The organism is Bradyrhizobium sp. URHC0002, from assembly GCF_054059515.1.
Window position 1 is genome coordinate 3,711,096 of record NZ_JBSSCF010000001.1, and the last position, 18,233, is coordinate 3,729,328.

At 57.7% G+C, this 18,233-nt stretch carries 22 protein-coding genes and 1 pseudogene; 9 read left to right on the plus strand and 14 right to left on the minus strand.

All coding sequences use genetic code 11. The features are described from left to right. The first annotated feature begins 112 nt into the window (after positions 1-112). Positions 113-1,474, plus strand: coding sequence for an MFS transporter (locus ACVWVY_RS18005; protein WP_456627631.1), 1,362 nt, complete (start codon positions 113-115; stop codon positions 1,472-1,474). Here ACVWVY_RS18005 and ACVWVY_RS18010 read toward each other — a convergent pair. From ACVWVY_RS18010 to ACVWVY_RS18020, 3 genes and pseudogenes are all read right to left on the minus strand, one after another. Beyond that, a pseudogene (locus ACVWVY_RS18010) lies at positions 1,425-1,856 on the minus strand (carbohydrate porin); the annotation flags it as partial. The gene ACVWVY_RS18005 and the pseudogene ACVWVY_RS18010 overlap by 50 nt on opposite strands. Positions 1,857-2,268: 412 nt before the next feature. Further along, positions 2,269-3,450 (minus strand): MFS transporter, encoded by a 1,182-nt coding sequence (locus ACVWVY_RS18015; RefSeq protein WP_456627632.1) that lies wholly within the window; start codon positions 3,448-3,450, stop codon positions 2,269-2,271. 1,837 nt (positions 3,451-5,287) lie between these two features. After that, complete coding sequence (locus ACVWVY_RS18020; protein WP_456627633.1) at positions 5,288-5,746, minus strand: Hsp20 family protein; 459 nt, start codon at positions 5,744-5,746, stop codon at positions 5,288-5,290. A gap of 356 nt (positions 5,747-6,102) precedes the next feature. Between ACVWVY_RS18020 and ACVWVY_RS18025 the strand changes: the two genes are divergently transcribed. Then, positions 6,103-6,381, plus strand: coding sequence for a DUF2934 domain-containing protein (locus tag ACVWVY_RS18025; protein ID WP_456627634.1), 279 nt, complete (start codon positions 6,103-6,105; stop codon positions 6,379-6,381). On the opposite strand, the gene ACVWVY_RS18030 is transcribed toward ACVWVY_RS18025, so the two are convergent. Together ACVWVY_RS18030 and ACVWVY_RS18035 are read right to left on the minus strand one after the other, a co-directional pair. Then, positions 6,382-6,579, minus strand: a complete 198-nt coding sequence (locus tag ACVWVY_RS18030) for a hypothetical protein (RefSeq protein WP_456627635.1) — start codon at positions 6,577-6,579, stop codon at positions 6,382-6,384. 548 nt (positions 6,580-7,127) lie between these two features. Then, on the minus strand, positions 7,128-7,373 hold the full coding sequence (locus tag ACVWVY_RS18035; protein WP_456627636.1) for a DUF6894 family protein: 246 nt from the start codon (positions 7,371-7,373) through the stop codon (positions 7,128-7,130). Positions 7,374-7,996: 623 nt separating this feature from the next. Here ACVWVY_RS18035 and ACVWVY_RS18040 point away from each other — a divergent pair. Continuing rightward, a complete protein-coding gene (locus ACVWVY_RS18040) occupies positions 7,997-8,338 on the plus strand; it encodes a hypothetical protein (RefSeq protein ID WP_456627637.1) in 342 nt (113 codons plus the stop codon). Positions 8,339-9,438: 1,100 nt separating this feature from the next. Here the strand turns inward: ACVWVY_RS18040 and ACVWVY_RS18045 are convergent. Then, positions 9,439-9,702, minus strand: a complete 264-nt coding sequence (locus ACVWVY_RS18045; RefSeq protein ID WP_456627638.1) for a hypothetical protein — start codon at positions 9,700-9,702, stop codon at positions 9,439-9,441. Between the two features lie 158 nt (positions 9,703-9,860). Then, the gene (locus ACVWVY_RS18050) at positions 9,861-11,288 is read right to left on the minus strand and encodes a TAXI family TRAP transporter solute-binding subunit (protein WP_456627639.1); all 1,428 of its coding nucleotides are present in this window, start codon (positions 11,286-11,288) and stop codon (positions 9,861-9,863) included. Positions 11,289-11,503: 215 nt separating this feature from the next. On the opposite strand from ACVWVY_RS18050, the gene ACVWVY_RS18055 reads away from it, so the two are divergent. The 4 genes from ACVWVY_RS18055 to ACVWVY_RS18070 all read left to right on the plus strand — a co-directional run bounded on the left by ACVWVY_RS18055 (position 11,504) and on the right by ACVWVY_RS18070 (position 13,109). Continuing rightward, entirely contained in the window at positions 11,504-11,677 is a 174-nt protein-coding gene (locus tag ACVWVY_RS18055) for a hypothetical protein (protein WP_456627640.1), read from the plus strand. A gap of 302 nt (positions 11,678-11,979) precedes the next feature. Then, positions 11,980-12,375 carry a response regulator gene (locus ACVWVY_RS18060; RefSeq protein WP_456627641.1) on the plus strand — a complete coding sequence of 132 codons (396 nt, stop codon included), beginning with the start codon at positions 11,980-11,982 and terminating at the stop codon, positions 12,373-12,375. A 32-nt stretch (positions 12,376-12,407) separates the two neighbouring features. After that, entirely contained in the window at positions 12,408-12,647 is a 240-nt protein-coding gene (locus ACVWVY_RS18065; protein WP_456627642.1) for a PilZ domain-containing protein, read from the plus strand. Positions 12,648-12,908: 261 nt separating this feature from the next. Next, positions 12,909-13,109 (plus strand): cold-shock protein, encoded by a 201-nt coding sequence (locus ACVWVY_RS18070; RefSeq protein WP_247521269.1) that lies wholly within the window; start codon positions 12,909-12,911, stop codon positions 13,107-13,109. Positions 13,110-14,179: 1,070 nt separating this feature from the next. Here the strand turns inward: ACVWVY_RS18070 and ACVWVY_RS18075 are convergent. Genes ACVWVY_RS18075 through ACVWVY_RS18085 form a run of 3 tightly spaced genes read right to left on the minus strand, consistent with a single transcriptional unit; the run spans position 14,180 to position 14,734 of the window. Beyond that, the gene (locus tag ACVWVY_RS18075) at positions 14,180-14,317 is read right to left on the minus strand and encodes a hypothetical protein (RefSeq protein WP_456627643.1); all 138 of its coding nucleotides are present in this window, start codon (positions 14,315-14,317) and stop codon (positions 14,180-14,182) included. Further along, on the minus strand, positions 14,314-14,490 hold the full coding sequence (locus ACVWVY_RS18080) for a hypothetical protein (RefSeq protein ID WP_456627644.1): 177 nt from the start codon (positions 14,488-14,490) through the stop codon (positions 14,314-14,316). The genes ACVWVY_RS18075 and ACVWVY_RS18080 overlap by 4 nt, the downstream gene beginning before the upstream one ends. 13 nt (positions 14,491-14,503) lie before the next feature. Then, the gene (locus tag ACVWVY_RS18085; protein WP_456627645.1) at positions 14,504-14,734 is read right to left on the minus strand and encodes a hypothetical protein; all 231 of its coding nucleotides are present in this window, start codon (positions 14,732-14,734) and stop codon (positions 14,504-14,506) included. 188 nt (positions 14,735-14,922) lie between these two features. Between ACVWVY_RS18085 and ACVWVY_RS18090 the strand changes: the two genes are divergently transcribed. Beyond that, positions 14,923-15,165, plus strand: a complete 243-nt coding sequence (locus ACVWVY_RS18090) for a hypothetical protein (protein WP_456627646.1) — start codon at positions 14,923-14,925, stop codon at positions 15,163-15,165. A 33-nt stretch (positions 15,166-15,198) separates the two neighbouring features. Here ACVWVY_RS18090 and ACVWVY_RS18095 read toward each other — a convergent pair whose 3' ends face one another. Continuing rightward, the gene (locus ACVWVY_RS18095; RefSeq protein ID WP_456627647.1) at positions 15,199-15,447 is read right to left on the minus strand and encodes a DUF6894 family protein; all 249 of its coding nucleotides are present in this window, start codon (positions 15,445-15,447) and stop codon (positions 15,199-15,201) included. Positions 15,448-15,978: 531 nt separating this feature from the next. Between ACVWVY_RS18095 and ACVWVY_RS18100 the strand changes: the two genes are divergently transcribed. Continuing rightward, positions 15,979-16,299, plus strand: coding sequence for a hypothetical protein (locus ACVWVY_RS18100; RefSeq protein WP_456627648.1), 321 nt, complete (start codon positions 15,979-15,981; stop codon positions 16,297-16,299). Positions 16,300-17,252: 953 nt separating this feature from the next. On the opposite strand, the gene ACVWVY_RS18105 is transcribed toward ACVWVY_RS18100, so the two are convergent. The 3 genes from ACVWVY_RS18105 to ACVWVY_RS18115 are packed head-to-tail and all read right to left on the minus strand — an operon-like array spanning position 17,253 to position 18,165. After that, positions 17,253-17,633 carry a hypothetical protein gene (locus tag ACVWVY_RS18105; protein ID WP_456627649.1) on the minus strand — a complete coding sequence of 127 codons (381 nt, stop codon included), beginning with the start codon at positions 17,631-17,633 and terminating at the stop codon, positions 17,253-17,255. After that, complete coding sequence (locus tag ACVWVY_RS18110) at positions 17,621-18,025, minus strand: AbiTii domain-containing protein (RefSeq protein ID WP_456632239.1); 405 nt, start codon at positions 18,023-18,025, stop codon at positions 17,621-17,623. Before ACVWVY_RS18110 ends, ACVWVY_RS18105 begins: the two co-directional genes overlap by 13 nt. Then, the gene (locus ACVWVY_RS18115; RefSeq protein ID WP_456627650.1) at positions 17,911-18,165 is read right to left on the minus strand and encodes an AbiTii domain-containing protein; all 255 of its coding nucleotides are present in this window, start codon (positions 18,163-18,165) and stop codon (positions 17,911-17,913) included. The genes ACVWVY_RS18110 and ACVWVY_RS18115 overlap by 115 nt, the downstream gene beginning before the upstream one ends. Between the last annotated feature and the right edge of the window lie 68 nt (positions 18,166-18,233).

Consider the following 18,233-nt stretch of genomic DNA (forward strand, 5'->3'; position numbering starts at 1 on the left):
AATTGCTCACGAAGAATCGGTCGAACAGCCACTACGGTCCCGACTGTCCAGCCATGCGACTCGACGCCGACGTGTCGGCGGCTGGACAGACAACTGGCACCTGATTCTGCGGGTGTTCCTGCCGTTCGCTGCCGCTTATTATCTCTCATTTCTATTCCGGACTATCAATGCGACGGTCGCCGGCTCTTTGACATCGGAATTTGGCCTCAGCGCTGGCGATCTTGGTCTACTGACGTCTGTTTACTACCTGACTTTTGCGGCTGCCCAGATTCCGATCGGCATCTTGCTGGACCGATATGGTCCGGGCCGGATCCAAAGTGCCGTGATGATTGCCGCAGCTCTGGGCGCGGCGCTATTTGCCGTCTCGGATAATTTTTGGCTGCTCCTCGGCGGTCGAGCGCTGATCGGTCTTGGTGTCGCCGCGTCATTGACGGCCGGCTTGAAAGCCCTCGTGCTCTGGTTTCCCAGCGAGCGCATCCCACTGCTCAACGGCCTGATGATCATGTTGGGGGCCTTGGGCGCGCTGACCGCAACTTTGCCTGCGGAATTTCTGCTGGTCTCGATGGGCTGGCGAGCATTGTTTGTGCTGCTCTCGATTGTCTCGGCCGGATGCGCTCTTGTCATCTATCTTGCTGTCCCAGAGGTGCCAGCACCTATATCGGTGGCAGGCCGACCAAAGAGTCTAAGGATGGTTTATGCCGACCCACGCTTCTGGCGCCTGGCTCCGCTTTCAGCCGCCTGTATCGGGACGGCATGGGCGTTGCAGGGACTGTGGGCGGCGCCATGGCTCAGCGATGTCGAGCGTCTCGACCGCTCGGGACTACTCTGGCATTTGCTCGTCATGGCAATCGCATTGAGTTTGGGCGGGCTTCTGTGGGGCATTGCGGTCGGTCGGGCGCGCCGACGTGGGACCGGACCGCGGACACTGTTGGGCCTTGTCGCCACGATGTTCATCGCGGCTCAGTTGGCATTGATTCTGCGATGGCCGCTCCCGTCGTATGTCCCGTGGATCGTCGTGGCGGCCGTCGGTGCCGGAACTGTCCTCAGTTACGCGATCCTGGCCGAGTATTTCCCTAAGGAGCTCGCGGGTAGAGCCAATGCAGCGCTGAACGTCTTCCACATCGGTAGCGCGTTTGTCGTGCAATATATGACGGGGTTAGTGGTTCAGCTCTGGCCTCCCATAGATGGGCACTATCCTGAGATAGCTTACCAAACTGCATTTGCTTTCAACGTAGGGCTTCAGATCGTGGCTGGGGTTTGGTTTGCGCTGACTTGGATTTTGACGCGACGAGGCGAGCGGAATGACTTGATGCATTCTCCCTCAAGCCGCTGCACGGAAGCCCCGTCTATCATGAGAATGTCCGTCTGTCAGCCGCAAGCTGGCCGACTTTCAATGAGACCCGTTTGTTGCCCCACTGCTTCTCGAAATAGGCTTCGTACAGGCGGGTCGAGGGTAGCGCCTCTATACCACTGACGACGAACAGGTTCTGAAGGCTGCCACGCGATAACCCACCACCGTGAATCTGGAAGATGTTGGCGTGAAACCTAAACTGGTCCACACCGATCAACTTTTGCAGATCGAGGTCGATCGCGAGGTTAAGCCGGCCTTCGTAGACCGCCCCCTTTTTCAAACCGCCCGAAACATTGCCTAACGTCTCGCCTATATACGTCGCCGCGAACTTGACTCCATATTTTTGAAATGGATTTGGCAGCAGACCGAGCGTTTTTTCTTCGATCGTGCTTTCGCCCGTGTCCGGATCGGCGGGCTTATCGTCGTCCGTCTTCTTGTCTTCCTGCGCTATGGCAGCCTGGGAGAAAGTCATGACCAGAAAAAATGCGAAGAGCCCAGAGCGCATGCAAGAAGTTCCTGCGGACACCGTCTGTGACTATTGTGGCCCTTAGGGGCCGCGACTCTAAACGAATTAGGGCGCCGTGATAATGGCCTTCTCCTTTATGCTTGTAAAGAATATGACGGATCGACATGAGTCAGTTTTGAACAGTCAACACGGCTGGAGCCGAGACTGCTTGCCTTGCGTACTCACCGGGCGGGTTCACAAGAGAAGCGCTTATCGAGGCCGGCTGCTTCGCAACAGCCTGGTCTCGATGATGCGGAGCATCTATCGCATTATCAGTCGATGCTGCGGTTTTTAGCAAACGCAAGCTAAAGCACCTCCACGCGAACCTGGCCAACGCCACGATCCGTGATTCCCAAACTGCGCGCGGCGCCATTTTGGCAAGCGCGAGCAAGAACAGCTGCGCGTAGGAAGATTAAAAGTCGACCGAACGATCCCGCTCGTCAGCGAAACCGAGCCACGCAAGCGGCAGTGCCACGGCACATAGAGCCGCCATCGGAAGGAATGCTCTTCCTCCAAACTTGGCGTAGAGTATTCCCGATAACAGCGTCAGCACGGCCGTCAAGCAACCTGAGCCAAACGCGTAAATGGATTGGCCGGTGCCTGCCAGACCGGCTGGTACAAGCGTCTGCATCATGCGCATCGAGGCAAGATGAAGCAGGGCAAAGGTTAAGCCGTGCAGCGGCTGGATGATTGAAAGCGCCAAAATGGAGGTCGTACCGCCGGCGACAGACCAGCGCACAAAGCCGGCCGCAGCGGCCAGGACGGCCGCGCCCCGGGCACCGAGCCTGTTGAGTAGAGCTGGGCCGATCAAAAAGAACACGACAACTTCCGCGGCTACGGCTTCCGACCAGAGGATGCTTATGGCTGAAGGATCCATCCCGGCAGCACTCCACCAAATGACGGCGAACGCGTCGTGCATCGCATGGCTGCCATAGATGAAGGATGTAACCAGGATCATCATCCGAAAGCGGGGGATCCGAAGGAGATCACCGAGCTCGCCGATCACTGAAGACCCACCGGTGAGTGGCGAAGAACGGGGCACGACAGGCGGTAACAATGCAGTTGAGGCAGTTGCGACGACGAGGAACGCCAAGTTCATCCAGATGATAGGCGTAACATCATTTCGGCTGATGAGCTGCCCGACCGTGAGTGTGCCAAATATAAAGGCCAACGACGCCGAGCCCCGGATCCAGCCGTACTCAAATTCCTTCCCGGCTGACTGCGGTCTTGCTGCGTTGACCGATAAGGCATCAGCCAGGGAAGTTGTGGGAGCAAGAGAAGCGGCCTGGATCACGGTTATGAAGAGCAGCAACGCAAAGGAGTACGCCCACAATAAAGCGACTGACGATGCGGCGGCCAATGCAGTACAAATTGCCAGAGCAGAGCGCAACGAAGCTGCTCTATCTGCAACCATCCCAACCATTGGTCCGGCGAGAAGACGCGTCAGCATCGCGGCAGCGAGCACAATGCCGATCTGCTTTGGGCTTAGGGCTCTCGTTTCAAAAAATCTGGGCCAGAACGGCGACGCAACGCCAAAGGCGGCGTACAAGGCCGCATAAAGAAGGATGTAGGCGGCCGGTGCACCAATGCGCATTCTAATCTCGAAAGAGGTTCGCAAGGGAGTTCAGTTGAGAATCAGTCTGGAGGAAGGCCAAAAGGTTGGTCGTCGCCCATCCCGCAAAGCAAGCGCTTCGACAGCTTCAAAGTCCTTGGTTGCCAATTGCGCGCGAGGTTAGTGGTCCCCGCCGGAGAGGGCGGTCTTGCGCCTAATGAAGTCTACCATCGTATAGGGCCTCACGAACCTGTCTTCGCCATATGGTTGCCCGCGGTATCGAAGGATCTCCAGGCCCGCCTTTGCCGAGAAGCGCTTCATTGGAGTCAGAAGGACGCCATGCTGCGGGAATGACCTTCATCCCGGCCGCAGTCAAAAACTTCATTGCTTAGATCAAACTGTAAGGGGTCGTTTGGGTGAGCTTCGAGGTCAGACGGCGACATAGTTCGAGGCCATCGCAAAAGCCGAACGCGCGATCGATCGCGCCCTCGCACCGACGTAATTGAGGGTCGTTCGGCCCGAGAACTGAAGCAAATAGGAGCGTCGGATAGGCCTTGCCTGCTCTGCGAGGAGCTGGGTGTCGATGCTGCTGGAAATGGATTGTTTTTCTCGATGCTACCAGAATGCGGACTGGCGTCTCGCTCACACGTGCTGACGCCGTATTAGATGCCGAACTGGCCATCGAAAAAGCGTTGGAGAGTCGAAAGAGCAGAGGGCTCTTGGCAGGGCGTGGAGCCCCAAATCTGCCTTTTGCCAATTTCTCCTGACGTTGAGGAACCCTATCCGCAGGCCTCTGCGAGACTTTGATCGCGCGCGGGCGGGCCACCCCACGACAGGTTCACCCCCTGAAATGGCAAGCTGGAAGAGCACAGCCGTCGATCAAGTTGAGGGCTCCGAAAGACTACGGTGTTCCGGGTCATTGGGGAATTGCAGAGCAAGCGGACGTTGGGAAAAAGTGGCAAAAATGCGTTTCTCTCTCTAGGCTGGAGAGGGAGCGGGGAGAGTCCCTCGCTGCCCCGACGCCGGGGCCGGTTCGTTCCGCTCGATCGACACTAGGTATCCGAGGCCGTCTCCTAGTTCGCCACGGCCTCGACCGAGGCACGCACTCTTCGACAATTTCAAGTTTGTTCAACCCACTAACAATTCGCGAGTTACAAGCGTTCGTCCGCTACAAATGTTTAGGAACGCAGCACTGGAAATTGCATTAACCGTGTATGCGTGACCCCATCAAAGAACCGAAGTACTGGCGAGCCCGCGCCCACGCGACGCGGGCGAAGGCGAAGCGCTGCTACGATCCGCGGGAAATTCGGCGAATGCTACGGGTCGCGGAGGAATACGACAAAATCGCTAATTGCGCTGAAGACTGGCAACGCATGGGCGAGGGAGGCATTCAAGAGTACGCCGAACGCCGACAAAGTCGTTAATTGATATTTAGACCGCGCGCTTGCGTTCAATCACATGGCGGCGCAGGAAATCAATGCGGAGTCCGAGGTGCGTGTCATTAGGTTCGTACCGGGAAGTCCGCTCTACCCCGGTGAACGGACATCGTCAGGTCAGCCCGGCGGGTGGTTTCGTGCCCTATCGAAAGGTGATCTCACGGCCTAAGTGCGGTATCCCCGCCACCGGTCTCCCTCAACAGCGCGCGGCCTCGTTGACCTTGGCGCGGTCTCGCCATGCCTCCTGCGGCAGCGATGTGACTGTGTGATGAAGGTCGGCCGGGATGGTGTGAGCCGGTTATTGGTTGAGCGCCCAGCTTCCGTCCACGGCCCCCTTTTTATTGCCTGTGTCAGCGGTCGTCGGCCGCATGGTACCCTCCTATTCAGGTTGCGATTTCCGCGCGCCGGGTCGCCGGCGCGCGGTTAGATTAGGGAGCGACGTATTAGGCCACCTTGGAATCGATCTGCTTGACGTTGCCGCCGGCTACCCCGTTGACGGCGATGCGGCGAGGTTTCATGGCCTCGGGGATCTGCCGGACCAGTTCGATCTTGAGCAGGCCATTGTCAAAGGCGGCGTTCTTTACCTGCACATAATCGGCAAGGTTGAACTGCCGCTTGAAGCGCCGGGTCGAGATGCCCTGATACATGAACTCCCGATCAGTCTTCTCGGCCTTGTCGCCCTCGACGGTAACCACGTTCTGTTCTGCGGTCACCGAGATCTCGTCGGGCGAAAAACCGGCGAGAGCCAGCGAGATCTGATAGTGATCTTCGCCAAGCCGTTCGATGTTATAGGGTGGATAGTGCTCCTCGCCGGCGTGTTGGGCGGCCGCTTCCGCGAGATCGAAGAGGCGGTCGAAGCCGATGGTCGAGCGCCAGAGGGGTGAAAAGTCGTAAGTGCGCATAGCCAAATCCTCCAGTGAGCAAGTTGGTTACGAGCGGCACCGGACACGACCGGTGCCCGTCTCCTAGCCCGGGTCCATCAGGCACCCGGGTCGCCACCGTGTGGTGGCGACCAAGAAATTAGGAAAATCGGTTTTGGTTTCAAGCAAGCCGCAAAAATTTTTTCGGGGCATGGGGTGTGTCGGAGACGGTGTGCACCAACGGGTGAGCAGGGACCTACCCGGCCCCCGGAAGGGAATCAATTTCCTCGGCCACCGGGCCTCAGGGGGGGCGGCGTTTAGAAACGATCTACTCGTCATCCGGCATCATCCGCTGAACCATTCTGCGTCCTTACCGTCATATTTGGCGGAGGAGGCCTATGGATGAAGCTGAGGATCCCCTCGAACTAGAACGCAAGATTGCACAAGCGAGCCGCATCTCTTCGCGCATTACCGACCAGACGACTTATGAGCGGCTTAGCGCGTGGGTCGAGGAACTGAGACAGAGGCTCGGGCAACGTCTGGCCGCCCGCCGAATGCGGGAAGAGATTAGAGCGCACGCCCACGAGCTTTGGGAACAGAACGGACGGCCAGCAGGCCGCGACTTGGAGTTCTGGCTGGAAGCCGAGTCCGAGATCAGCGAGCGCCGTTCGCAATGATCAGTGCTTCCGTATTGGCGGCTCAGACGTGTGCCTGAATGTCTCGATGTGTCGATCCAGTTGCCATAGCTCCACGTCGAGACCATCAACGAGCTGCTTGGCGAGCCAGATAGCTTCGGCCTCATCGTTACACTGCACATCAACGCGATTTTGAACGTGGCCGTCTGGCCCCATGATGTATGCGCGGTAATCCTGCATAGTGTGGCCTCCTAAAGCGGAGGGTGCCCTTTATCCAGCCAATGGCTGATACCCGAGGCTGCCTCTAACTGCCTGGCCTTACGGATCAGCTTCTCGCGCTCACCGCCCAGTGGGAGGCCCTGCGCTTCCTTACGCAGCTTCCGAGCATGCTGCGCGAGACGCCGATCTAATGGCATGGTTTGCTTGACGCGGCGTCTTTCCATGGCGCGCTCCTTCCTGAGCATTGCGCGACAATCCGCCCACCTGGGAATTTTGCAGCCATAAGGAATTGGTCCGCTGGTCAATTTTGACCACAGAGCGCGATGTTCATCGGCAATAGCGGTAGTGGCCGACAACTAGCTGTGGCGACATCAAATTCGCTCTATGCTCTGCTGAGATTATACCCGCGCTTTGGGAAACTCTGTACACTTTGTAACTTATCGCGTGGGAAAGCGGCGGGACGGTGACTTGCGGTTGTTGCTATGTCTGCGATGTGGACACCAAGTCAAGCGACGCCGCTAACAAAGGCAGGGCGTCGCGTGCCGGAGGCTCTACACAGCCAAGTTAGGTCACTTCTTCTGAGCGCTGATGCTAATTAAATAGATCGGCTTTCGTCGCTCGTCGGTTACCTCAAGGCTCCATTCTTGGTCGGGTCGAAACTTTCCGTCCATGTCCTTGAACAGCTCGGCTGCTGTGGCGGCCTGTTGCCAAGCAGCTTCGTCGTCCTGCAGCTCTGCGCCATCATCGTCGACGTCTGGTGTCCCGTTGTACACATTGAAAATAATACCGCGCCATGTCAGGAAAATGCTGCACAAGACACAAGGTTCCTGAGCAGCTCCAGGACAGCAGCTCGGTCATGTCTCCTACAGCCATCCAGGGCCACGCTGACGCTTAGCGCTGAGGCTGAGTCTCGCCGCTGCAGGCAGCCATCAAAAAGCATGTGCGAGCCGTTCGAAGTCACGGTAGGCCCATCTGGGCGGTCGAGGGGCTCGGTGATGCAGCCGCTTGTAAAAAGGTTGCGTCGGCATCATAGTGTGCATTGTGGATTGCATTCTTCAAGTGCGCGAGGTTCGCCGTGCCGAGAATGCCTAAGTATGCCAAAATCCAAAGATCCCGAAGCCGCAAAACTCCGCCGTCTGCGGTGAGGTTTTTGAACAGTCCTCTCGGCATATGGTTGTTGTCAGCAATATTTGTGACGGTCGGGGGGGCGACCTTATCCGCGAGACAGGAGTGCTTGGCGTCGGTTCGATCAGACATAGAAAGCTACGTGCGCATCTCTAGCGAGCTTGGCGAACGCCGCAGGCGATTGACGTTTGCGCTCCAAGAGTCTTCTAATAGCATCGACTTTAAGAAGGCGGTGCGAACAAACGCTTAGGCCAGCTTCAAAGAGTTCGATGGCCAAGGTATCTCAGCCCTTATACACCAACAATCGCGGATCGTGTGGCGTATCAGCATTTCAGAGGAATCATTAGATAATTTTGCAAAATATTTCCCACCTCACTACAGCACGGATGTTGATTCCATAATGCACGGAACAGAATTGCCGGCGGCTTCCATAAATGACGACGTCGTGAAAGAGTGGCAGAAAGATTTTCGTGAGAGAAAGATTAAATATGGGATGCTTGAATTTTTCCAAACAACCCTGCAACTCAGGCCAGCGTGCTCTTTTTGGCGGTTGGCGATGCGCTCGATTTTCGATGAATCCGAGATGATTGTTGAAGTTCCAAGGCCAGCCAACTTTTTAAACGATTTTGAAGCCCTATTGCGGCAGGAGAACTGATTTCGAAAACATGGCGGCGATGTCTGCCTACGGGTGATCTTGCCACGAGCAACCGCTTCGTTGACCTTTTCACGGTTGCGCTGAGTCCGGGCCGATCTCGCCCTGCTCGAAATCGGAAATGAGGATGCCATCGACTGGACGCGCGACTGTTCGAAAAGAGCGGCCCCGGCGCCCTCCACAGCGGGGCCGCTATACCCAGCCTCCAGCGGCGCCACTGGGAGTTGGCGAGCCGGAGATCGGGAAGGTTCGTTCCTACTGGCCGGGTCCCGCGCCCTAAGTGGAGCCGCCCTGAGGTACTACAACCACATGGCGGCTGCGATCAGGGTGACCGCCCCGACCACAAGGACCATCATGTCGATAGTGAGCCAACGAGGGACGCGCTTCGCAGTCATGGCCTGAATCCTCGCAACCTGCATTCTACGACGGACCCGAGCGGGACGTTGTGATATGGTTCACGTAATCGGGAAAAAATGGCAATTCGGCCGGGCGATGTCCGAGAACCTCACACACGGGAATAGCCCGAATTGCAATGTTGGGCTTCGGGTTAAGCTCAGGCAACATCATCGGTGAGAGCGCTGCAGTACGGATGCGGATCTTTATTCTTGTTCTTCGCTGCGGTGAGCACCTCGGCGATGCCATACCCTCTGGTTCAATCAAGCTAAGGCCTTCTTTTGCTGAGCCACCACCAGATCGAGACGTATATCGCAGTGGTGCAAATTGAAATCAGAACCGCAGCAGCGATCAGCTTTGCCCATTCCGAGTACGACACAATTTCAGTTCCAGTCGGCCCCTACCGCACTGCATCATCGGTCGAGTCGGTATGTGACACCACCGGCTGACCTGCATGCCCGGCATCCCTGAACTGGAACCGTAGTTCTACGGGTGGCCCTTGCGACTAAGCAACGCACGGGCGCTTTCTGCATAGTCAGGTGTTTCAAGCACTGTGAGCGTTGCGAAACTCAGGCTGGCCCTCATGGAGCCAAACCGGCATTTGAGCAGCGAGACCGTGAAGAACGCTCTGCTGTGGGGTGTTGGAGTTGTGCTGCCCGTCCTGCTGATGCTCGTACTTATTTGGGGGTGAGAGATCCGGCGGAGTGCCTTTACGCGAACAAATCGGCCCCCGCGGCGGTGAACTTCACGTAGGTTCCGGAGTCGTGCAATTCCAACCAACCCCGTGCGATGGCGAGCTCAAGGCCGGCGCGGTATTCCGCGGGCGTGCCTTTGTCGCCGAACAAGAAAGGCCCGTTGAGCTTCTCGATGTAGATCCTGCCATCCTGGATGGTTTCAAACGCGTGCGCGTTCTCTAGGAGGCGCCGGGCGGCTTTGTCAGGATCGGCGAAGGGCCGGTCGGCAGTCAGTTTCAAAAGGTGAGTCTCACGTTTTCCATTGCTTGGTGAATGGCACGGCATGACCGGCTCTGTCATGCCAGTTTGGTACGATGTTCACAGAACCAAGCTGCCGGGCTGGTCAAACGAACCCGCCTGGCGCCAATCGTAGTGACGCGTTTCACATAGCTGCTGCGTCATCGTCGCGACGTGAGGCTGTGGCCTCCCGCCGCGCCGCGAGCCGGTTCGAGGTGGCTCGCTTGCAGCGCCGCGCGCCTCTCGACGGCGGCGTGATTGAACAGTTCGAGCACCAAGCCAAAGGCCGCCAGCTCCTCTTCCTCGATGGCGCCATCATCGTAGCATTCGAGCGTTTCACAGATGATGGCGTCGACTTCGCGCTGCAGCGCCAGCAGTTCCTGGTTGGATTCCGCGGTGCGTACCCTGGAAACCATGGCTAGGATTCTGTTGCGATGGCCGGTGTTTTCCTCCCTTTCGTCCCGATTCAAATAGTGACGCAACCAGGCGCCGGCCGAACCGATTCCGGAGAGAAGCAGGAGCGCAAACCAGAAGTAATCGCCGTACTTGTCAAGGAAGGTGCGTTCGGTGCCGTCGATGACGGCTTCCGCCCCGCGATGTATCGGCAGCTCAGCGCTTTTCTCGGTGTCCGGTTTGGTGATGTGCGCAGCGCCGGGCGCTTGCCTGGCAATCGCCTGACGGACGGCGAATAGCTGCCGGAAAAATGCCGCCACCGTCGTTTCAGACAAAGCCTTTCGCGCCATGATCAGGTGGCTGACGCTGACGGTCTCGATCTTGTCATCCGGCCAGGCCGGATTCGCATTGAAGACGCTGGGTGGAATTTCCTCGGATTCATAGCGCGGGTGCTTTAGGGCGATGGCTTCCGATGCCTCGATCGCGAGAAACTTCGGCTCGCCTCGCGCCCGCGCCGTCGCGGCGATGGCGTCGGAGGTGATTTTGCTGTCGAGCGGACCGACCGCCATGAATGCATCGAGGGTCGTGTCGCGCGCGAGTTCCTCGATTTGGTCCGTGCCAAATTGCGTAACCGCAACCTTGTCCGCCTCCACGCCGGAGGCGCTCAGGATGACCCGCAGCAACGCGGCGTTCGCGGGCGTCCGGCCGATCACGCCGACCCTGTGCCCCGCGAGATCGGCGATCTCCTTGATTTTCGGCGCGGGCTTTCTTTTGGAGCGCTTGCCCGCAAGTCCGGAAGGCGACCACAGAACAACGAAGTTGTTGCGCACGATGGCGACGGTCTGCGCGTCGGCCGGCATCTCCAAATCGCCGCGACCGACTGCAAGGTCGGCCTTGCCAGCACCGAGCAGGGCGAGGGCCTCAGCTGCGCCGCTGGTCCTGATCGGAGACAGCCTGACGGTCCTGCTTTCGCTGGCGAAGGCGTCGGACATCGCCTGAATCACTTTGTGATCGTCGCTTCCCGGCGGTCCGACGGCAATCCGGAGAGTGACCGGCTGCAACACATAATACAGAGCGCCCGCTGCGCCGCAAAAAATCAGAAATCCAATCGCCAAGACTAACAGTAAAGTATTGCTCCTTCTCCGCTGTCGGCGGGCTACGTCACTGGTCTCATTTGCACCATCGGACGAGGACATTGCCGCTGCCAGTCGGAGATCAAAAAGCGCTTCCTGTTTTGCAGGAATACCACGTTTTCCACGGATAAGGTCGGAGCGGCGGGTCTTGGTTTCAAGGGCGCAACACAATCTGGCGGCGTCATGTTTGACGGCAGGCGGTCAGCCGCGGACTTTGGGACTAGCGGGCTGGTTTTCGGGTTGTTCGATCCACTCTCACCGCGCAAACCCCTGACGCAGTGCTGGTCGCGCTCGGGAAGAAGGTTTCGGAGCTGCGCGTTCTGGAACGCAAAGCGTTCGAGGAGCTCGGCCGCCGCAGCGAGGCCTTCGATGCCATCAAGCCGGAAAAGCCGCGCGTGTTGCTGTGGCGGCCGGACGATCCCATCGATCTGCCGCCGGACATCGGGGACTAGTCGCCTACAAACGAGCCACTATGGGATCGCTCGAGCGGCCTGCCCAATCCTTCTTTAACCTCGCGCCGATAGGACCTGAATAATCGCGGATGAGAGTACTGCGTAAGAGCCGCCGCTGAAAAATCCAAGCGGCGGCGTTTTCATGCCCGGCTCACCCTGGCGTGCTCATTTCCCGTTTTGTACATATTCAATGGAACCCTAGTGGCCTATTCTGATTTTTAAGTACACTTTTGGACACTTCACCTCGAACAAATGTCCGCCTGCTGCGTGATGTACGTCGTGTGGCATTTTGGGGAAGTCAGTTGGAAGAGTTGCTGATCCTGGTCGTTGAAGATGACCCAATAGTTCAGGCGATCATTGACGAGGCACTTTGTGACGGCGGCTACGAACCGGCCGTCGCGGCGTCCGGCGAAGAGGCCGTCACCCTTTTGCAAAGCCGCCTGTACCAGTATCGCGTGCTCGTAACCGACATCAATCTGAAAGGCCAACTAAACGGCTGGGAAGTCGCCCGCGCCGCCCGAGAGATCGATCCGGCCTTCCCCGTCATTTACATGACCGGAGCCGCAGCCGATCAATGGGGGATCCAAGGCGTCCCGAACAGCCTTCTTCTTGCTAAACCATTCGCCCCCGCCCAGCTTGTGACCGCCATTTCCAATCTGCTTAATTTGGGCAACCCGCCGACTGCGCCAGCGGGATAAGCCCAGCATTTACGGGATTAGCTCCTCCAACCATGGAGAAGCGTAAAGCCCCGCGCCATCGTGTCTTCAAGGCCGGAACTATTGAGTTCGGCCGCAGCGCATTCTCTTGCGTCGTTAGGGATAGATCGGATGTTGGAGCCAAGCTTGACGTTCCTAATCTTATTGGCATCCCTGACCAGTTCGCGCTCGTGACAGATGGTTCGCGATTCTCCTGCCGTGTTGTTTGGCGCGCAGAAAGACGGATCGGAATCGCTTTCGATAAGACGACCTGAGTTAGGCGGCCGTTTAGGTGGTGTGACATCTGGGGTTCGGCTTGCCGGCATCTGATGAAACGGCCCCAGCCCTCTCTCAAAAACTGGGGCCGTCATTCCAATGCGCCAGGACAAGTGTGACTGGCGCCAGCATCACGAGCCTAGTTGCTTCCCGTTCCTGACGGGCTGAGGGAGGGCCCGGCGTTCACGCTCGCGGGCCCATCTTTCGCCGGATTTCTGTCACCATCATTGCGTGTTTTAGAATCGATTGGGAGGACGAACGTGGCGACAGGTACAGTGAAGTGGTTTAACTCGACCAAGGGCTATGGATTCATTCAACCGGACGGCGGCGGCAAGGACGTGTTTGTCCATATCTCCGCGGTCGAGAAGGCTGGATTTAGTTCACTCGCTGAAGGCGCTAAAGTCAGCTATGAGATCGTCTCCGATCGGGGCAAAGAGTCCGCTGGGAATTTGAGGCTTTAGACACTAACTCGTCCCGCTTCGGCTGGCGGCCTCTGAGGCCTCTGATGAGAAGCGGCCCCAGCTTACAGGTACGCGCTGGGGCCGTCATTCCAAATGCGCCAGCCGGAAAGCTCTATGGCGCCAGTATCAATCCTGTTGTGCCGCCTAAGGGCAGGGTATTGATCTAGGTCAATACTGACCACTTTCTCTCGCTCCGATTCTTCGGCGCGTCCGAGACGCAAAAAGAGGGAGCGGTCCCGGCGTTGGCCAGCCCCGGCCCGGGGCCGTTCCCGCCTGAGCCGGACGTAAAGGCTCGTGGAGCCCGCCGGTTCACGCCGGCAGGCCTCTAACCCAGCCTAACGCGGGCCGCGCGGGGCGACTTAGAAGCTGCGGCTTCCCGTGCTAACCGCTCTGCTTTCAGACGCTCTCGGTTTGCATGGAAGACCTGTTGAGCCACTTCATAATCACTCAACGCTTTTTCCGCCTCACGCGCCGCGAAGACCCTACGTGCTTCGCGCTCCGCCGGCGTGAGCGTCTTTGGCTCAGAATGTTGACGATTGATCATGCGACAGTAATGCTTTCAGAGGAAAAATAGTTCCCTCAACTGATCATGACCGTTGCGGTCTAGATTGACGTGCGGCGATAAGAACAATGAGGACTGCCTGCTTCCGGGTTAGTACGTGGCTTGCGATAGCTGGCAAGAGGCTCGCCGGCTCGGAAGGAAAAGGCCCCAGCTATCTCAACCGACAGTTGGGGCCGCCAACCCGAGTTTTTCTTCCGGCAACGATCTTTGGGAGGTAAAAACCGGAAGCTTAAATCTGACTCCGCCAGCAGGCGGATGTTCCTGGTCGCTTGCTACTTTTCCCGATCGATTTCACGCCGCCGGTATCGGATAAGAAACGGCCCCAGCTTGTGGGGGGACAGAAACGCTGGGGCCGCCATTCCAATGCCCACGCGGAGGGGCGTGGCGCTTCCATCAACGTGGGCAGTCAGTGCCCGTTCCTAAAGACGGGATGCGTGACGAGTGGCAATGGCCCGGCGTGTGTTGCCCCGGCAACGTCGTGCGCGGGCCGCCAAGTGAGGCGGCTATTTCAATTGAGATGCTTGCGAAGCTTCTTGATAATCTCGCGCTGGTCGCTGACGTATTCCTCAGCGACTTGCCGGGCCTGGTCGGTCCCCGACGGTTTGTCTTTCCGTTCGTCCTCGGGTGGCGGCTGCTTCTCTTTCATGAGGCAATTGGCGTGTTCATGGCTTGCTCAATGTCCTCAACAAGTTGGTCCAAGTGGCGGTGCAGTCGGTCGAAGAAGTCTTGTTTGGCTTTGTCCGTGGCGAGGTCGCGGATCAGCGCGGCGTCGGCCGCGTTCTTCCGCAGAAGTTCCAGTGACGCCAGATAATCCTGCATGGGATGGCCCGCCTTACTTCTTTTGAATGGCAAGCATATCTTCCAGCGCCTTAGGAGGTCGCAGTCCTGGCGAATTTAGCCAATCGCTTATGTGCGCGGCCGTTTCGTTTTGCCGGATCTTTCGCAGGACCGTATCTTGCGCGGGGCCGGGGGCAAGCTTCTCCGCTTGCTGGCGCAACTGCTCGACATCGTAGAGCAGGCGTTCTGCTAGGCTCGTTGTCTGTATGAAATGGCGACGCTTCATGGAGCGCTCCTTTCCCTGCCTGCTAGAGGAAGGCGGGAGCGCAATCGAGCGTTCACATCACCGATAAATACCCAGACCCTTGCGGTGGTAGTCATCAAACGTTGGAAGACCCTTTAGGTTCCGGGGACCCCGATTCCAGTTGCCTACTTGCCACCTCGTGGATACCAATTCCCGCTAGGGGAAGGGCGATGACAAGCAAGGCGCGTGAGTTCATTGATTTCTGGATCGAGAACAGCGTTCACGCCCGCGAACACTTTGGCATGGCCGGATCTGAGCAGGGCATACCTGAGCTAGTCCGCCGCCTCATTGAGGCTGCCCGAGCCCAGGGCGTTTCCGAAAAGGCCATGACTGCCGAAGCGGGCGATCTAACCGAATATATTAGGAGCAAGCTCTGGAACGCCAACCAAACTGAGAAAGACCGCAACGAGTGAGCTCGTGATGTCCGCTCCGACCGGAGGCGGCACCTACTTCTTCTTGTCGATCTCGAACGTGAACTTCACCTGAAGCACAGGGCCGTTATCGTCCCGCACCTCAATCGCCATCCGGTGGTTTCTGTTGGGATCGCCAGTGGGCCTGCGTACCTCATCTCGTGCCACGCCCGCCAGGCATCGCGCGGCCTCTTCCTGTACGGCTTGCATGTCCGGTAGCCACATCCCCTCTTCATCAACCGCAAGATGGTTCTCTTCTCGGATGTCGAAATAGTAGCGGGGCATTGCATTCCAAATTTCAGGTAGAGCTAAAGAAATATCGCGGGGAGGGTGTTTGTTCCTGCCCCAGACCTGTTCCGACCCACCGGTTCCACGCTGGCGGGTCTTTTTTTGATCGGGTTGGCGGCTCCGGTGAGGTAGGTGCCCGGGCCGTTTTGATTTGGAGGGGGGACGGGCAACAACGCCCAAGCCAATAAATAGCCGCAGGCATTGGCGCGCTGCGGCTTTAGCCGGGCAAATATTCCAATCCATGGTGAAATGACGAGCCGCCGGCTCCGGCGGCTAGAGACTGAATCAAACCTGAATGCATGAGAAGTCCCGCTTTTCGTTCCGCGATGGAAACCGCGGAGGTGTTGCCGCCATGCGATAGGCAATGATCTGAGCGTTCAACCTGCGCTCTCCATTTGTACCTTTGAGAGTTAGGCTGGCATTCGATGCAACTCCCGTGAGCCGGCTCGGCCTCATTCGACCGTCGTTCCGGGGACCGAAAGCCGCTTCTGCTTGGAACTACGCGCTGGGCTAGCAATTGGACTTTTCATGAAGATGGCCAAAGCAATCCGGCAGCAGGCGGTCACCGCAGAACGGGTAGCGGCGAGCTCGGCTGACGCGATTGTGGCCGATCAGATGAAGTCTCTGGCCCAAGCCTTCAGAGTTCAGGCCGAAATCCTGAAGAAGAAAGAAAAGAACAAGAAAAGAAGTAATGAAATTTTCGATAAAGGCGAAGTGCAAGGACGGCGAAATCCTGCATCGCAGGAAGACCCCCGAGGCTGCGCTGAAGAAGGCTCGCGAGATGTCGCAAACTGGGTGTTACGACATCCACATCACCACGCCCGAAGGCCGAGACTACCATTCCTCTGAGTTTGCAGATCTACCGCGCACGCCCGCTGCACGGCGGGCTCCTCAGCCGTCTCGAGTCGTGGGCAGCGAAGCCGCTGGCGCCGTCAATCCGCAGTGAAAAAGTACCGTATTGAAAATTCAATCTGACCGTCAGGAAGTTGTCTCCAACTCTCAACGGTCGGCGTTAAGCCATGCTGCGGGTTCTGATCGATAACCTCGCGAGCTTTGCGGCGAGCCGCATCAATGGGCAACCGAAATGTTTCTCGGTGCCGCGCGGCAGAAATTCGCACCGCTAAATTGCTGGGACGAACCATATAAGGATCTCCAAGATGCATCGGTAATCGTGAGCGCCCAGTTTGAAAATTTGCAATCGCACTTCTGCTCTTGTCCCCGCTGTCCACTGCGACACACAGAAACCAAACTATCGCGTCCGCCTCTCCTCTTTTGCAAGTTCCTCTAGGAACCGCTCAAGAGCTTGCTTCCCCGCAAATTCTGCCGCTGCTTGTGACTGAAAGCCGCCTGAGCCAAATCGAATTCCCATTGGTTGGCTTCGTCTCCGCAATTCCCAACTCCATGGGTAGTGACGCGCTCCCGTCTCGAAGGGTCTCAATGTAGTAGTCTGGCGCCGTTGCCATCGATGCAGGATATAATGATCGGCGCGAAAGCGAAGCGCGGCGATCAGGTTCCCACAAGGCGAATTTATGTGCAGTTGCCTTGGACTGGGTGAGCTTGGCCTACTTCCGGAACAATGTAGCCTTGCTGGAGTCGATTTCAGGCTTCCGGTCTGTGTCGCCTCCAAACGCTCCAGCCGGAAGAAAACCTCCCTACCTGGGGTTGGCGGCTCTGGCGTGACAAGTGCGCCAGGGCCGTTTTAATTTCCGAAAACGAGGACAGTAACGCTCAGGCAATAAACAGCCGCAGGCATTGGCGCGCTTGCGGCCACGCCTGGGAACAAGCGAGGTCGAGCGCGGTCCTTACTTTAGTCCGTAGTATTTCAACGCCGCCTCTTTGAGCAAATCGGTCGCTACTGCGGAGCCAATCTTCCAAGCCCCAGACGCAGCCTTCGGCGCGTTCTTTTTGATCCACTCCAGCGCTTTAGGCCCAAGTGGCTTATCCGCGTTCTGCGGTTTCTCCGACGCGACAATGTCGGTGATTTCCTTGGCTGCGTCGTCCGGCAATCCCGCCTTTGCAAGCTCACCCACCATCGAAACAGTGTCGCCGGCCGTGATCGCAAGCGTCACTTGAGCGCCATCAGTTGCCGTCACATGGGTGACGTTCCCGTAGACGGTTTGATTGAAAATCTGCGTGACGGTCGCCGCGCTCTCGGACGTCTTGCTGTTGATCACTTTCTGCAACGTAACTTAACAGCGTCAGGCACACGCTTTTCAAGCTCAATGGTCAGTTCGAGTATCCGAGCGCGGACGGCCTGCACGATCTCTCGCGGGGCGACTGGCGACATTTCGGCAGTGATCGAATTGCAAGCCAAATCCTCGTAAACTTTGCCCTGCAGCAAGAGGATCAGGTCTGACGCGTTGATCCCCAGCGTCTTTCCGCTGGCGGCCATCTCCTGAACGCTGGCGATGCTTTCCCTGACCTTATATTGGGTCCAGTGCTTGCTCGCGTGTTTTTCGATTAGGTATGACGGAATTGGTGCGTTATTGATGCCAGAACCGAAAGGACCGGACCAGCTACCCGGTATGACAGCCCTGCCACTCGATATTCCGGAACGTCCGCGTCCCGTGGATATCCCTCCGCTTCGTACTTAACCCAATCCTCAAGCGGTTCACTTCCGAGTCGCGACGCCAAGAATCGCAACTTCAATAATATCGTGCCCAGGTCCGGATTTTCCTGAAGAATCGCCGCCTGGATTTCGCGAAGGATGCTCATAGAAGCCCCCTAGCCGGGGCTACACTATGCTCTACCCCTCAGCAACCTTCTCAAGACTATAGGCCAAT